Here is a 15312-nt window from a genome sequence, read left to right on the forward strand (position 1 = left end):
CGTTCACGTAGCTGTTCACCGTCCTGTGGCTCAGTGGTCGCATGCCCAGGACGCCTGGGCGATCGCCCCCTCCGCCTGGGTGCGCAGTGCACGTACCGCCGCGGCCGGGTCGGACGCGCCGTACACCGCCGAACCGGCGACGAAGACATCGGCGCCGGCCTCGGCGCAGCGCTCGATGGTGGACGCGGAGACCCCGCCGTCGACCTGGAGCCACAGCTCAAGACCGTGCTTGCTGATCAACTCGCGGGTTCGCCGGATCTTCGGGAGCATGATGTCGAGGAACGCCTGCCCGCCGAAGCCCGGCTCAACGGTCATGATCAGCAGCATGTCGAGCTCGGGGAGCAGGTCCTCGTACGGCTCGATGGGCGTCGCGGGCTTCAGCCCCATGGAAGCGCGGGCACCCTTGGCCCGGATCTCCCGGGCGAGCCGCACCGGCGCGGCGGCCGCCTCGACGTGGAAGGTGACGGAAGAGGCACCCGCTTCGACGTACTGGGGCGCCCACCGATCGGGGGCCTCGATCATCAGATGGCAGTCCAGCGGAGTGTCCGTCGCACGGGCCAGCGACTCTACGACCGGCACCCCGAGCGTGAGGTTCGGGACGAAATGGTTGTCCATGACGTCGACGTGGAGCCAGTCGGCTCCCGCGACCGCCTGCGCCTCGTCCGCGAGGCGGGCGAAGTCGGCGGACAGGATGCTGGGGTTGATCTGCGCGGCCATGCCCCAAGCCTGCCATGTCCGGGCACGTTTGTTCGCGCCGGTCCAGACCTAAGACGTTCATCGGATGTCGTACCGGGACCGTGCGTGCCATGCTGGGCCGCCGATCGGCACGACGTAGGTCGACGGGGGTCGCCATGACGGACGGAAACACAGACACCAACGCAGACGCCAACACGGACACGGACACCGGCCCGGAGACGGACGGCAAGGGCCATGGGCGCCATGTCCGCCAGGGGTTCATCGGCTTTGTGACCGGGCACCGCAGCAAGTGGGTCATCGTGGCCCTGTGGCTGGTGGTGCTGGTGGTCGCCGCGCCGCTCGCCTCGAAGCTCACCGACGCCCAGGACAACGACGCGGCCTCCTGGCTGCCGGGCTCGGCGGAGTCGACCAAGGTCCTCAACACCTCGAACGGCTTCCGGCCCGAGCAGATCCCGGCCGTCGTCGTCTACGCGCGCGAGGGCGGGCTCACCGCGCAGGACCGGGACAAGATCGCGCAGGACGCGGACCAGATCAAGAAGCTGACCGCACACGGCATCCGCGGCTCCGAGGTCCGCGGTCCCGTCTACAACAACGAGTCCGCGCCCGAGGCCGCCCAGATCTACATCCCGATCACGATGGACGAGAAGGGCTGGGAGGAGATCGCCCCCGCCGTCGACTCCATCCGCGACCAGACCGGCAAGAGCACGGGCGAGCTCTCCGTCCACGTCACCGGCCCCGGCGGCGTCTCCGCCGACTTCTCCAAGGCCTTCGAGGGCATCGACTCGACGCTGCTGTTCTCGGCGATGGGCGTCGTGATCGTGATGCTGCTGCTGACCTATCGCAGCCTGACGCTCATCTTCGTGCCGCTGATCGGCGTGGTCGTCTCCCTGTTCACCGCCCAGGCGCTGATCTATCTCCTCGCCGAACACGCGGGGCTGACGGTCAACGGCCAGAGCGCGGGCATCCTGACGGTCCTCGTCTTCGGCGCGGGGACGGACTACGCCCTGCTCCTGGTCGCCCGCTACCGGGAGGAGCTGCGCCGCCACGAGGACCGGCACGAGGCGATGGCGCTCGCCCTGCACCGCGCGGGCCCCGCCGTCCTCGCCTCCGGCGCCACCGTCGTCGTCAGCATGCTGGTGCTGCTGGCCGCCGAGATGAACTCCACCCGCGGCCTCGGCCCGGTGGCCGCCATCGGCGTGGCCGTCGCCCTCCTGGCGATGATCACGCTCTTCCCGGCCCTGCTGCTGATCTTCGGCCGCTGGATCTTCTGGCCGGCGATCCCGCACTTCGGCTCGGCCGATCCGACCGAGCGCGGGATCTGGGCCCGGATGGGCCGCTCCATCGCCCGCCGCCCGCGCGCCGTCTGGGCGGCCACGGCCGTCGTCCTGGCCGCCCTCTCCCTGGGCCTGCTGCAACTGCGCGCCGAGGGCATCAGCAACGCGGACGCCTTCACCGGCACCCCGGACTCGATCACGGGCCAGAAAGTCTCGGAGCGCTATTTCCCCGCGGGCAGCGGCGACCCCTTGGTGATCGTCTCCAACGAGGCCCAGGCCGACCAGGTCCGCAGCGCGGTCGCCGGCACCAAGGGCGTGGTCCCCGACAGCATCGCCGTACCTCCGGGCACGAAACCGTCGTACGAGGGTCAGGTGCTGTTCGAGGCGACGATGTCCGATCCCTCCGACAGCGAGGCCGCGAAACACACCGTCGACCGGGTCCGGGACGCCGTGCACGCCGTGCCGGACGCGGATGCCCGGGTGGGCGGCGGCACCGCGTCTCTGCTCGACATGGAGGCGGCGACGACGCACGACAACCTGGTCATCATCCCGGCGGTCCTGGTGGTCGTCCTGCTGATCCTGGGCCTGCTGCTGCGCGCCCTGGTGGCGCCGCTGCTGCTGATCGGCACGGTGGTGCTGTCCTTCGCGGCGGCCCTCGGCGCCAGCGCCCTGGCCTTCCGCCACCTGTTCGACTACGCGGGCGAGCAGACGGACTTCCCGCTGTTCGTCTTCGTCTTCCTGGTGGCGCTGGGCATCGACTACAACATCTTCCTGACCACCCGCATCCGCGAGGAGGCCGGCCACCAGGGCACCCGCACGGGCGTGGTGACGGGCCTCGCGGCCACCGGCGCGGTCATCACCTCCGCGGGTCTGGTGCTGGCCGGCACCTTCGCCGCGCTGGGCACGCTCCCGATGGTCGCCTTCGCGGAGATCGGCTTCACGGTCGCCCTCGGCGTCCTCCTGGACACCTTCATCGTCCGCTCCGTCCTGGTCACGTCCCTCTTCCTGGACGTCGGCCCGAAGGTCTGGTGGCCCCACCGCCTGGCCCACGACGACACCCCGACACCGACGGAGGCGGAACGGGTCGGCCAGACCTCCGAATGACCGCCGAATGACCGGCGATTGACCGTCGACTATCCGGCGCTCAACCGGTCCGCCGGATGAGCGCCAGATACATGGCGTCGGTCCCGTGCAGATGCGGCCACAGCTGTACGTCGGGACCGTCGCCGAGGTCCGGCACGCCGGGCAACAGCGGGCGGGCGTCGATCAGTTCGGCGTCCGGCCACTGCTTGAGCGCGTCGTCCACGACGGCCCTGGTCTCGGCGAGGTGCGGCGAGCAGGTCGCGTAGCCGACGACCCCGCCGACCCGCACGGACTCCAGGGCGGTACGCAGCAGGGCGCGTTGAAGCGGCGCGAACCCCTCAAGGTCCTCGGGACGGCGCCGCCAACGCGCCTCGGGCCGCCGCCGCAGAGCGCCAAGTCCCGTGCAGGGCACGTCCATCAGCACACGGTCGAAGGAACCGAGCTGCCACGGCGGCCGGGTCCCGTCGGCGGCGATCACCTGGTACGGCCCCGGATTCCCGGCCAACGCCTTGGCCACGAGCCCGGCCCGGTGCGGCTGCTTCTCGGCGGCGAGCAGCATGGCGCCACGCTCGGCGGCGAGGGCCCCCAGCAACGCGGCCTTGCCCCCGGGCCCGGCACACCCGTCGAGCCACTTCTCGTCGGAACCGTCCAGCGGGGCGTTGGCGAGGGCGATCGCCACGAGCTGGCTGCCCTCGTCCTGCACACCTGCCCGCCCGTCCCGCACGGCCTCGACGGCCCCCGGCTCCCCGCCCTCGGACAACCGCACGGCGTACGGCGACCAGCTCCCGGCCACGGCGGCCTCCTCGCCGAGCAGCTCCTCGACGGTGGACCGACCGGGCCGCGCGACCAGGGTCACCTCGGGCCGCTCGTTGTCGGCCGTCAGCAACTCCTCGATCCCGGCCCGCCCGCCGCCCAACGAGTCCCACAACGCGGATACGACCCAGCGCGGGTGCGAGTGCACGACGGAAAGATGATCCTCAGGATCCTCGTCATAGGGCGGCGCGACCTTCGCGAGCCACCCGTCGAGGTCGTCCTGAGCGACCTTGCGCAGCACCGCGTTCACGAACTTCGCCCGCCCGTCCCCGAGCACGACCCGAGCGAGCTCGACGGAGGCGGACACGGCGGCATGCGTAGGAATCCGCGTCCCGAGCAGCTGATGCGTCCCGAGACTCAGCACATCGAGCACAGGCGGATCGACTTCGCGCAACGGCCGGTCGACACAAGCCGCAATGATCGCGTCATACGTCCCTTGCCGCCGCAGCGTCCCGTACACCAGCTCGGTCGCGAGCGCCGCGTCCCGCGCGTCGAAGTCACCCTTCTCCCGCGCCTTGCGCAGCAACGGAGGCAGTACGAGATTCGCGTAGGCGTCCCGCTCGTCCACCGCCCTCAACGCCTCGAAGGCGATCATGCGGACGGGGTCCTTCTTGGGCCGCCGGTAGGGCTTGCCGCTGGGACGGGGCCGACGGGAGGTGTCGCTCACGAAAAAGGTGCTCCGGACATCAGGACGAGAGCGCGACGACAGCGCGCGGGATACGCACCAAGGGTACGTCGGCGGGACATTCTTGCCCTCTCGGCCGACGGCATCCGCTTGACTGCCACCGGCAATGGGGCCACCGGCTACCGGCCGAGCCGCTCCTCGTCGCCGATCCGAACGCCACGCGCCCAGTCCGCGGCCCGCATCGGCTTCTTGCCCTGGGCCTGCACCCACAACAGCTCGACGGCGTACGACCCGGACCCGACATGGACGCTGTTCTTGCCGACGGCGAGCTGCCCGGGCAGAAGGTCGGTTCGATCAGCCACGGGGGCCACCTGGATCAGCTTGAGCCGTTCGTTGCGGAAGGTGGTCCAGGCACCGGGAGCGGGCGTGCACCCGCGCACGACCCGGTCCACCCGGAGCGCCGGCGCGGCCCAGTCGATCTCGGCGTCCTCGACGGTGATCTTCGGCGCAAGGGTGATGCCGTCGGTGGGCTGCGGTACGGCCTTCAGCGTGCCGTCCTCGATGCCGTCCATGGTGGCGGCGAGCAGCCCGGAGCCGGCGAAGGCGAGCCGGGTCAGCAGGTCACCGCTGGTGTCGGTGGGCCGGATCTCCTCGGTGACGGTGCCGTAGACGGGCCCGGAGTCGAGGCCTTCCTCGATCAGGAAGGTGGAGGCTCCGGTGATCTCGTCGCCCCCCATGATGGAGTGCTGCACGGGCGCGGCCCCGCGCCAGGCGGGCAGCAACGAGAAGTGCAGGTTGACCCAGCCGTGGGCGGGGATGTCGAGGGCGACGCGGGGAAGCAGGGCGCCGTAGGCGACGACGGGACAGCAGTCCGGTGCGATCTCCCGCAGCCGCTCCAGGAACTCCGGGTCACGGGGCTTCCCCGGCTTCAGCACCTCGATGCCGGCCTCCACGGCCCGCTCCGCCACGGGTGACGCCACCAGCCTGCGCCCCCGCCCGGCCGGCGCGTCGGGCCGCGTGACAACAGCGGCCACCTCGTGCCGCCCGGAGGCGATAAGAGCGTCCAGAGCGGGAACGGCAACCTCGGGCGTACCGGCGAAGACAAGCTTCATGGGTGGATGGGGGCCTCTCGGACGGGGTGGGACGGGGGAAGGAACGGCGGGTCAACGCCCCAGTCTATGACGAGGGGGCGAGGGGGCCAGGGGGCCAGGGCCCCACGGCGAATCAGCCGCCGATGGCGCTGAGCCCCCACAGGCGACCTCAGCTTCTTGCCCAACTGGAAACGGGTGGTGCGTGGGTGGGCAAAGGATCGCCCGATGGCCGAAGGCCGAGGCGTAAACCCACCCCCAGGGGCGTACGCATATGCCCACACGCCCCCATTGCGTGACCCGCGGAGCGATCCCGCGTTGGTCAAGAAAGAGTTGACCACAACGGGCCGCCTACCACGCGGCCCGATCATTTTCACGCCGGTTCGAGAGGCTTGTTCATGGCCGACCACGCAACCCACGACGCCCAGGCTCGGGCCAGCCTGCACTTGCTGGTGCGGGACATCGAGCGGGTCCGCCGGCAGGTGGACGCGTTGCGCACGCTCACCGCCCAGCTGGGCAACGTCTACCGCCCGCGCCGCTCCGGCCCCTCCACGGGCTTCGTCGTCTACGGCCGCGCCCCCGCCCCCACGGTCCGTCTCGCGCAGGAGCTCCGGGACAGCGTCGAGACCCTGGTCACGGCCGCCGTCGACTTCGACCGCTCCCTCGGCTTCTCGTGGGACGCGGTGGGTTCCGCGCTGGGCGTCACGAAGCAGGCGGTCCACCGCCGCTACGGCGCACGCCGCGCCGCGACCCAGGCGGCCGCCGAGGCGGAGCGCACCACGGAGGCGGCGGGAGCCCGCCCGGTCAGTGTCAACACCGGTATCCCCACCGTGCCGACGGTCCCCGCGGCCCGCTCGATGCCGACCCAGCCGACGGCGGGCAGCCCGGTCCTGCGCGACCCGGTCCTCCGCGACGAGGCCAGACCCACGGCGTTCCCCGGCCCGCGCAACGGCTGACCCACCTCCATCTCCTGCCCTCCCGGAACTCCCCGGGAGGGCAGACGCATGAAAGGAGTCCTGCACCCCCACGCACCCTCCCCATCACCCAATATCCGGCGGATCAATCCGCACCCGCACCACAGCATCCCCACCACTACCGCTCCCACCCCCACTCCCACTCCCCCGAGCCATCCGAGCAGCCTGCGCAGTCTTCAAGGCAGCCGCCAAAGCCGCCCCACTCCCCGGCGGCACCCTCACCAACATCCGCTCCCAGTGCTCCCCCACCGGCGGCGCCCCTACCCGCCGCGGCCGCCCCACGGCAGTGCCCGGCACCGGCACGGGCCCCAACAGCTCGGCCTCCCGCGGCAGTTCAGCCGTACGCAGAAACTCCGCGACAGCCTCCGCGCTCCCCGTGACGGCCGCCATCCGCGAAACCGGCGGAAATCCCAGCTCGGCCCGCTCGGCAAGCTCCCGCACCGCATGCCCGACGGGATCCCACCGCACCAGCGCCTGCACAGGCCGCAGCGTCGGCTCGGCGACGACAACAACCGTGCCGCCACCCTGCGCACCCCCACCCCCCTGCGGCCGCACCAGCGCAGCCGCGGCGATCCACCGCCGCAGCGCGTCCTCGCCGGCCCGGAGATCGGGCCGCCCGAGCATGGCCCAGCCGTCCAGCAACAGCGCCGCCGCGTATCCGCCCTCGGCGACGGGCTCGGCCCCCGGAGTACTCACGACCAGCGCGGGGGCGCCCGGCACGGTGTCCAGCACATGCTCGCGCCCCGAGGTCCGCACGGGCACGGCGGGAAAGGCTCGCCCCAACTCCTCGGCGGTCCGCCGAGCCCCCACCACCTGTGCCCGCAACCGGAACCCACCGCACTCGGCACAGTGCCAAGCGCTCTCGTCGCGCCCGCACCACCCGCACCGCAGTGCGGCCCCCGCCTCCTGCCCCTCCAGCGGCCCGGCGCAGTGCCGACAGCGCGCGGGCGCACGGCAGTTGGCGCAGGCCATCCGGGGCACGTACCCGCGCCGGGGCACCTGAACGAGCACCGGCCCGTGCCGCAGCCCTTCCCTGACGGCCTGCCAGGCGAGCGTAGGCAGGCGAGCGGCTCGCGCGGCCTCGTCCCGCGCGAGATCCCCATCCCCGACGGTCCGCACGAGCGGCGCAGCCGCCCGTACCTGTTCCCGCCCTGCGACCACCGGCCGCGCCCACCCGCTCTCGACCAGCTGGGCGGCCTCCACGGTGCAACTCCAACTGCCCAGCAGAAACGCGCACTTGTCCTGCGCGGCCCGCAGCAACAACACCTCGCGCGCGTGCGGCTGAGGCGCGTGCAACTCGCTGTGGCTGTCGTCCCCGTCATCCCAAATAGCCACAAGCCCAAGATCCTGAACCGGCGCGAACATGGCAGCTCGGGTCCCCACCACCGCCCGTACGGCCCCCCGCCGTACCGCCAGCCACTCCCGGTACCGCTTCTCGGGCCCGGCGTCGGCGGTGAGCACCGCGTGCCGCCCCTCGCCCAACAAGGCGGTCAGCGCGGCGTCGACCCGGGCGACGGCCCGCCCGTCGGGCAGCACGACGAGCGCCCCACGCCCGGAGGCGAGGGTAGCCACCACGGCCCGCGCCAGCTCGTCGCTCCACTCGGGCCCGGGCAGCGCGTTCCACACGGCCCGCGGCGCACTGCCTGAGGCCAGCGCCGCCACGAACGCGGCCCCTTGCTCGTACCGCCCCCAACTCCCCGCCTCCGGCGCGGAAGGCGGCGGCAAAGGCTCGGGAGACGGCCGCTGCTCGGCCCGAGCACTGCGCGGCGGCACGGCGAGCTGCAACACATCGGCAAGACTCCCCGCATACCGATCGGCAACGGCCCGCGCGAGCCCCAGCAACTCCTCGCTCAACACCCGCTCGGGCGAAACAACCTGGGCCAGCGCAGCAAGGGGTCCCGAGTAGTCGGACTCGGCAAGCCGCTCGACGAGAAACCCGTCGATCAGCCCCCCGCCCTCACGCCGCCCGTCCCGCACCCGATGCCTACCGGCCCCGAACCGCACCCGCACCCGCACCCCGGGCTGCGCGTCCGCATCCAGCTCCTCAGGCACGGCATAGTCGAAGTACCGATCAAGATGCAGCACACCCTTGTCGACCAGCACCCGCGCGACCGGCAGATCCTTGGCCAACGCGGCGCCCCGCCAGGTCCGCGGCTTGGCCCGCGGCACCTCGGCCTTCCGCACACTCTCCCGAATCAACGCAAGCTGCTCAGGCGGCGCCCCCTCGGCCCCGCCGCCCCCCTGCCCGTCTTCGCTGCTCACGCCTGCATTCTTACCAAACCGCACTGACATCGGCGGACCGGCGGCCCAGGACCGGGACGCGCCGAGGCCCGGCTCCCCGAAGGAAACCGGGCCTCGAAAGGTGTCGCAGGACCTACAGCCCCGCAGCCTTCCGCAGCGCGTCCACGCGGTCCGTCTTCTCCCAGGTGAACTCGGGGATCTCGCGGCCGAAGTGGCCGTAAGCCGCCGTCTGGGCGTAGATCGGGCGGAGCAGGTCGAGGTCGCGGATGATCGCGGCCGGGCGGAGGTCGAAGACCTCGTCGATGGCCTTCTCGATCTTGTCCGTGTCGACCTTGGCGGTGCCGAAGGTCTCGACGAAGAGACCGACCGGCTCGGCCTTGCCGATGGCGTAGGCGACCTGGACCTCGCAGCGGGAGGCGAGGCCCGCGGCGACGACGTTCTTCGCGACCCAGCGCATGGCGTACGCGGCGGAGCGGTCGACCTTGGACGGGTCCTTGCCGGAGAAGGCGCCGCCGCCGTGGCGGGCCATGCCGCCGTAGGTGTCGATGATGATCTTGCGACCGGTGAGGCCGGCGTCGCCCATCGGGCCGCCGATCTCGAAACGGCCGGTGGGGTTCACGAGCAGGCGGTAGCCGTCGGTGTCCAGCTTGATGCCCTCGTCCAGGAGCGTCTTCAGCTCGGCCTCGACCACGAACTCGCGGATGTCGGGCGCGAGCAGCGACTCGAGGTCGATGTCGGAGGCGTGCTGCGAGGAGACGACCACCGTGTCGAGACGGACGGCCTTGTCGCCGTCGTACTCGATGGTGACCTGCGTCTTGCCGTCGGGACGCAGGTAGGGGATGGTGCCGTTCTTGCGGACCTCGGAGAGGCGCTTGGCGAGGCGGTGCGCCAGGAAGATCGGGAGCGGCATCAGCGTCGGCGTCTCGTCCGTCGCGTAGCCGAACATCAGGCCCTGGTCGCCCGCGCCCTGGCGGTCAAGCTCGTCATCGTCGCCCTCGACCCGGTTCTCGTAGGCCGTGTCCACGCCCTGCGCGATGTCCGGGGACTGCGCGCCGATGGAGACCGACACGCCGCAGGAGGCGCCGTCGAAGCCCTTCTTGGACGAGTCGTAGCCGATCTCGAGGATCTTGCCGCGGACGAGGGTCGCGATGTCCGCGTAGGTCTTGGTGGTGACCTCGCCGGCCACGTGCACCAGGCCGGTCGTGATCAGCGTCTCGACGGCGACGCGGGACGTCGGGTCCTCACGCAGAAGCGCGTCGAGAATGGTGTCGCTGATCTGGTCAGCGATCTTGTCGGGGTGGCCCTCGGTGACGGACTCCGAGGTGAACAGGCGACGGGACACAACGCTCCCTGGGGTTGCAGCGGCTGCTGGCTGATCATTGGCGGACGGGCTCGGAGGCTGCGCCCGGCATCGTCCGAGAACAGTTTATCGGTCGCGCTCGGCCAACGGCCCCCCTGTCTCGCGCCTCGGGAGTGCTGTGACCTGCGGCACGCGCATTCTGCCCAATACCGAGCGGCCTTGGCCAGAGTCGCCACGCCTCGTCGTTGAGGTTTGAGGTGACTGAGAGGCGAATGAAACATTCAGCTCAGGCGTCCCGTCACCAGGTCCCAGACGATTTCGGCCAGGGCCTCCTTGGGGCCGTGCGGCACGACGGTCTCGCTGCCGTCGGCGCCCAGCACCACGGCCTCGTTCTCCTCGGAGCCGAACGTCTTGCGCTCCCCCACCTCGTTCACCACCAGCAGATCGCAGCCCTTGCGCGCCAGCTTGGCGCGTCCGTTGGCCAGGACGTCGTCGGTCTCCGCGGCGAAGCCGACGATCACCTGACCGGGGCGGGCGCGGTCGGCGGAGATCTCCGCGAGGATGTCCGGATTCCGTACGAGGACGATCGGCTCGGGGTCGTGATCGTCCTTCTTCTTGATCTTCCCGGTCGCGTACGTCGCCGGGCGGAAGTCGGCGACGGCCGCGGCCATGACGACGGCGTCGGCGTCCGCGGCGGCCTTCAGGACCGCCTCCCGCAGTTGCACCGCCGTGCCGACCGGGACGACGTCCACGCCCGCGGGGTCCGGCAGTCCGGCGTTCGCGGCCACGAGCGTGACGCGGGCACCGCGGGCGGCGGCGGTGCGGGCGAGGGCGTAACCCTGCTTGCCGGAGGAACGGTTGCCGAGGAAGCGCACCGGGTCGAGGGGTTCGCGAGTGCCACCGGCGCTGACGACGACATGCCGGCCCGCGAGGTCCGGCTCGGTCACTCCGCGGGCCAGCACGCGGCGGCAGACCTCGAAGATCTCGGCGGGGTCGGGCAGCCGTCCCTTGCCGGTGTCGACGCCGGTGAGCCGGCCGACCGCCGGTTCGATGACGACGGCGCCACGGCGGCGCAGCGTCGCCACGTTCTCCTGGGTGGCCGCGTGTTCCCACATCTCCGTGTGCATCGCGGGTGCGAAGACGACCGGACAGCGGGCGGTGAGGAGGGTGTTGGTGAGCAGGTCGTCGGCGAGGCCGTGGGCCGCCTTGGCGAGCATGTCCGCCGTCGCGGGGGCCACGACGACCAGATCGGCGCCCTGGCCGATGCGCACGTGCGGGACCTCGTGGACGTCGTCCCACACCTCGGTCGAGACCGGGTGCCCGGACAGCGCGGACCAGGTGGCGGCGCCGACGAAGTGCAGTGCGGAGGCAGTGGGCACGACACGGACGTCATGGCCCGACTCCGTCAGTCTGCGCAGCAGCTCGCACGCCTTGTACGCCGCGATGCCACCGCTGACCCCCAGCACGACCTTCGGCTTGTCCACCGTCTCTCCCCGAGCTCGGAAACCGTACAACCCCATGACACACCACAGGCCCGACAGTCGCGCTGCCGGGCCTGTGGATAAAGCTGTCGCAGTCGGCGGATACGACTATCCGCCGACGCCGTACACGTCTCAGGTCGCGGGGCCCTCGACGGCCTCGGAGGTCAGCAGACCCGCGTTGATCTCGCGCAGGGCGATGGAGAGCGGCTTCTCGTGGACGTGGGTGTCGACGAGCGGACCGACGTACTCGAGGAGGCCCTCGCCGAGCTGCGAGTAGTACGCGTTGATCTGACGGGCGCGCTTGGCGGCGTAGATCACGAGGCTGTACTTCGAGTCGGTGGCCTCGAGGAGCTCGTCGATCGGAGGGTTGATGATGCCCTCGGGAGCGGTGATGGAAGAGGACACGCTCTGCCTTCCGAAAGATGGGATGAGATCGGAAAAACGATCACACAACTTCCATCAAGGCTAGCAGCTCGCGTGCTACGTCCTCGACGGAGGTGTTGACAAGGGTCACGTCGAACTCCGGCTCGGCGGCCAGCTCGATCTTCGCGGCCTCCAGACGGCGCTCGATCACTTCGGGCGGCTCGGTGCCCCGTCCGGTGAGCCTGCGCACCAGCTCCTCCCAGGAGGGCGGAGCCAGGAACACCAGCAGCGCGTCCGCCATGGACTCGCGGACCTGCCGGGCCCCCTGGAGATCGATCTCCAGCAGGACCGGCACGCCGGACTCCAGGTGCTCCAGCACGGCCGCACGCGGCGTGCCGTAGCGATTGCCGGCGAACTCGGCCCACTCCAGCAGCTCGCCGTTGGCGATCAGCTTGTCCATCTCCTCGTCGCTGACGAAGAAATAGTGGACGCCGTGCTTCTCGCCGGGGCGGGGCTTTCGGGTCGTCGCCGACACCGAGAGCCAGGCCTCGTCGTGTTCCTTGCGCATATGAGCGACGACCGTGCTCTTGCCGACCCCTGAGGGGCCGGAGAGCACGGTCAGCCGCGGACGTACGTCCGGGGGCTCGGGGGTCGTCCCCCGGAATGTTGCAGCCATGCAGCGATTATTCCAGCAATCCCGGACTGCCCGGGACTCCCTGTCCTAGTGATCAGGACTCAGGAGCCGGTGCTGCCGAACTCACGCTCCAGGGAAGCGATCTGGTTGGAGCCGAGACCGCGCACTCGGCGGCTCTCGGAGATGCCGAGTCGCTCCATGATCTGCTTGGCGCGGACCTTGCCCACGCCGGGCAGCGACTCGAGCAGCGCGGAGACCTTCATCTTGCCGATGACGTCGTTCTCCTGGCCCTGCTTGATGACCTCGTGCAGGGAGGCGCCGGAGTGCTTGAGTCGATTCTTGACCTCGGCCCGCTCCCGGCGAGCCGCGGCGGCCTTTTCGAGCGCGGCTGCGCGCTGTTCAGGGGTAAGGGGCGGAAGAGCCACGCCTACGTCACCTCGGATGTCGAACTGTCGGATACGGACCGGTGAGGAACCTAGTCGCCCCACACCTGGGGAGCTACGAGCAACACGCTTGCCCGTTAACTCTGCTCGGAGACTAGCGGCCAAGTACGCCAGAGTCAGCGAGAACAGCGGAAAAGTCCTGGTCAGCCTCCGCCAGGCCGGACATTAGGGACATAATGCCCAGGATTTGAGGATGTATTCAGGCTCAAGCGCTCCGCGGACCGTCACCGAGCCACTCATCGGAGGACTCCGACGACCAGCTCGAACGCCTGCGACGACCGTCGCGAAAGCCTCATACGGTCACGAGCCGCGCGCGACCACGGAACTCACCCGGTCATGAACCTCATGCGGCCGCGAGCGCGGCCCGGATCTCCTCGGCGAAACGATCCGCGGACGCCCGCAGCGCGCCCGTGTCGGGTCCGTGCCGCAGCACGCCCCGGCTGACGTTCGGGACGACGTTGGGCAGCGCGGCCCCGAACACCCCGGGAAGGTCCCCCGGCGTGGCCCCCTGCGCACCCACGCCCGGCGCGAGCAACGGGCCGTTGATCTCCAGGTCGTACGACGACAGGTCGCCCAGCGTGGCGCCGACGACGGCCCCGAAGGAGCCCAGCGGCTCCTCCCCCGCGTTCTCGGCCGCCAGGTGGGCCAGCATCGTCGCGCCGACGTTCCGCCCGTCCGCGCGGACCGCGTGCTGCACCTCGCCGCCCTCAGGGTTGGAGGTCAGCGCGAGCACGAACAGGCCCGCGCCGCTCTCGCGCGCCAGCTCGATCGCCGGCGAGAGCGACCCGTAGCCGAGATACGGCGACACGGTCAGCGCGTCGGAGAACAGCGGGGAGTCCTTGCGCAGGAAGGCCTCGGCGTACGCGGCCATGGTCGAGCCGATGTCGCCGCGCTTGGCGTCCATGACGACCAGGGCGCCAGCCGCCCGCGCCTCCTCGACCGTCTTCTCCAGTACAGCGACACCACGCGACCCGAAGCGCTCGAAGAAGGCGCTCTGCGGCTTGAAGACCGCGACCCGCTCGGACAGCGCCTCGACGACCGTGCGGCTGAACCGCTCCAGGCCGGCCACGTCGTCGTTGAGGCCCCACTCGGTGAGCAGGGACGCGTGCGGGTCGATGCCGACGCAGAGCGGGCCGCGCTCGTCCATGGACCGGCGCAGTCGCGCGCCGAAGGGTTCGAGAGGACTCATACCGGCTTCCTTACGTCGGCGCCGACCGCGTCGGCGAGGGTCGCGTACGGGCTCGTGCGCAGGCGCGCGGCGAGTCCCTTGTGAATGGCACGGCCCCAGAAGGGCCCCTCGTAGATGAACGCGCTGTAACCCTGTACGAGCGTGGCGCCCGCCAGGATGCGCTGCCAGACGTCCTCGGCGTTCTCGACGCCGCCGACGCCCACGAGGGTGATGCGGTCGCCCACGCGCGCGTAGAGGCGGCGCAGCACCTCGAGGGAGCGCGCCTTCAGCGGGGCGCCGGACAGGCCGCCGGTCTCCTTCACCAGTGAGGGTTCGGATGTCAGGCCGAGGCCCTCGCGCGCGATGGTCGTGTTCGTGGCGATGATCCCGTCCAGGCCGAGTTCGAGGGCCAGGTCGGCGACGGCGTCCACGTCCTCGTCGGCGAGGTCGGGCGCGATCTTCACCAGGAGCGGGACACGGCGAACGGTGACCGTACGGTCGGCCGCCTCGCGCACGGCGCTCAGCAGCGGACGCAGCGCCTCGGTGGCCTGGAGGTTGCGCAGTCCGGGCGTGTTGGGCGAGGAGACGTTCACGACCAGGTAGTCGGCGAACGGCGCGAGGCGCTCGGTCGATTTCACGTAGTCGCCGACGGCCTCCGTCTCCGGCACGACCTTGGTCTTGCCGATGTTGACGCCCACGACGGTCCTGAAGACCGGCTCACGGGCCGCCAGACGGGCCGCCACGGCCAGCGAGCCCTCGTTGTTGAAGCCCATGCGGTTGATGAGCGCGCGGTCCGGTACGAGGCGGAACAGGCGCTTCTTGGGGTTGCCCGGCTGCGCCTCCCCCGTGACCGTGCCGATCTCGACGTGGTCGAAGCCGAGCATCGTCATGCCGTCGATGGCGACCGCGTTCTTGTCGAAGCCGGCGGCGAGCCCGAAGGGGCCGTGCATACGCAGCCCGAAGGCCTCGGTGCGCAGCTCCTTGTGGCGGGGCGCGAGGGCGGCGGCGACGAAGGTGCGCAGCACCGGGACGCGGACGGCGAGGCGGATCCAGCGGAAGGCGAGGTGGTGCGCCTGCTCCGGGTCCATCCGTTTGAAGACGAGATTGAAGAAGATCTTGTACATGGTGT

The 15312-nt window shown here is 71.0% G+C and carries 13 protein-coding genes; 2 read left to right on the top strand and 11 right to left on the bottom strand.

The window, feature by feature from the left end; genetic code table 11:
• Positions 1-30: 30 nt before the first annotated feature.
• Positions 31-717, bottom strand: coding sequence for a ribulose-phosphate 3-epimerase (gene rpe, locus ACWD5F_RS20580; protein ID WP_401725347.1), 687 nt, complete (start codon positions 715-717; stop codon positions 31-33).
• Between the two features lie 134 nt (positions 718-851).
• Here rpe and ACWD5F_RS20585 point away from each other — a divergent pair, with 134 nt between their 5' ends.
• Positions 852-3074 carry an MMPL family transporter gene (locus tag ACWD5F_RS20585; protein WP_451256137.1) on the top strand — a complete coding sequence of 741 codons (2223 nt, stop codon included), beginning with the start codon at positions 852-854 and terminating at the stop codon, positions 3072-3074.
• Positions 3075-3114: 40 nt separating this feature from the next.
• Here ACWD5F_RS20585 and ACWD5F_RS20590 read toward each other — a convergent pair whose 3' ends face one another.
• Both ACWD5F_RS20590 and fmt read right to left on the bottom strand, forming a co-directional pair.
• A complete protein-coding gene (locus tag ACWD5F_RS20590) occupies positions 3115-4533 on the bottom strand; it encodes an RsmB/NOP family class I SAM-dependent RNA methyltransferase (RefSeq protein WP_451256139.1) in 1419 nt (472 codons plus the stop codon).
• 137 nt (positions 4534-4670) lie between these two features.
• Entirely contained in the window at positions 4671-5603 is a 933-nt protein-coding gene (fmt, locus tag ACWD5F_RS20595) for a methionyl-tRNA formyltransferase (RefSeq protein ID WP_451256141.1), read from the bottom strand.
• A gap of 374 nt (positions 5604-5977) precedes the next feature.
• Between fmt and ACWD5F_RS20600 the strand changes: the two genes are divergently transcribed.
• Positions 5978-6535 carry a hypothetical protein gene (locus ACWD5F_RS20600; protein ID WP_124002869.1) on the top strand — a complete coding sequence of 186 codons (558 nt, stop codon included), beginning with the start codon at positions 5978-5980 and terminating at the stop codon, positions 6533-6535.
• Positions 6536-6619: 84 nt separating this feature from the next.
• Here the strand turns inward: ACWD5F_RS20600 and ACWD5F_RS20605 are convergent, their stop codons facing one another.
• The 8 genes from ACWD5F_RS20605 to ACWD5F_RS20640 all read right to left on the bottom strand — a co-directional run bounded on the left by ACWD5F_RS20605 (position 6620) and on the right by ACWD5F_RS20640 (position 15307).
• Complete coding sequence (locus tag ACWD5F_RS20605; RefSeq protein WP_451256143.1) at positions 6620-8815, bottom strand: primosomal protein N'; 2196 nt, start codon at positions 8813-8815, stop codon at positions 6620-6622.
• Between the two features lie 112 nt (positions 8816-8927).
• Positions 8928-10136, bottom strand: coding sequence for a methionine adenosyltransferase (gene metK, locus ACWD5F_RS20610; RefSeq protein ID WP_451256145.1), 1209 nt, complete (start codon positions 10134-10136; stop codon positions 8928-8930).
• Positions 10137-10375: 239 nt separating this feature from the next.
• Positions 10376-11578, bottom strand: a complete 1203-nt coding sequence (coaBC, locus tag ACWD5F_RS20615) for a bifunctional phosphopantothenoylcysteine decarboxylase/phosphopantothenate--cysteine ligase CoaBC (protein WP_451256147.1) — start codon at positions 11576-11578, stop codon at positions 10376-10378.
• Between the two features lie 129 nt (positions 11579-11707).
• Complete coding sequence (rpoZ, locus tag ACWD5F_RS20620) at positions 11708-11980, bottom strand: DNA-directed RNA polymerase subunit omega (protein ID WP_019059732.1); 273 nt, start codon at positions 11978-11980, stop codon at positions 11708-11710.
• Between the two features lie 40 nt (positions 11981-12020).
• A complete protein-coding gene (gmk, locus tag ACWD5F_RS20625) occupies positions 12021-12614 on the bottom strand; it encodes a guanylate kinase (RefSeq protein WP_451256149.1) in 594 nt (197 codons plus the stop codon).
• A 59-nt stretch (positions 12615-12673) separates the two neighbouring features.
• Complete coding sequence (locus ACWD5F_RS20630; protein ID WP_003977346.1) at positions 12674-12997, bottom strand: integration host factor; 324 nt, start codon at positions 12995-12997, stop codon at positions 12674-12676.
• 361 nt (positions 12998-13358) lie between these two features.
• Positions 13359-14204 carry an orotidine-5'-phosphate decarboxylase gene (pyrF, locus tag ACWD5F_RS20635; protein ID WP_451256151.1) on the bottom strand — a complete coding sequence of 282 codons (846 nt, stop codon included), beginning with the start codon at positions 14202-14204 and terminating at the stop codon, positions 13359-13361.
• Positions 14201-15307, bottom strand: coding sequence for a quinone-dependent dihydroorotate dehydrogenase (locus tag ACWD5F_RS20640; RefSeq protein WP_451256153.1), 1107 nt, complete (start codon positions 15305-15307; stop codon positions 14201-14203). Before ACWD5F_RS20640 ends, pyrF begins: the two co-directional genes overlap by 4 nt.
• Between the last annotated feature and the right edge of the window lie 5 nt (positions 15308-15312).

The organism is Streptomyces sp. NPDC002499, assembly GCF_053595415.1.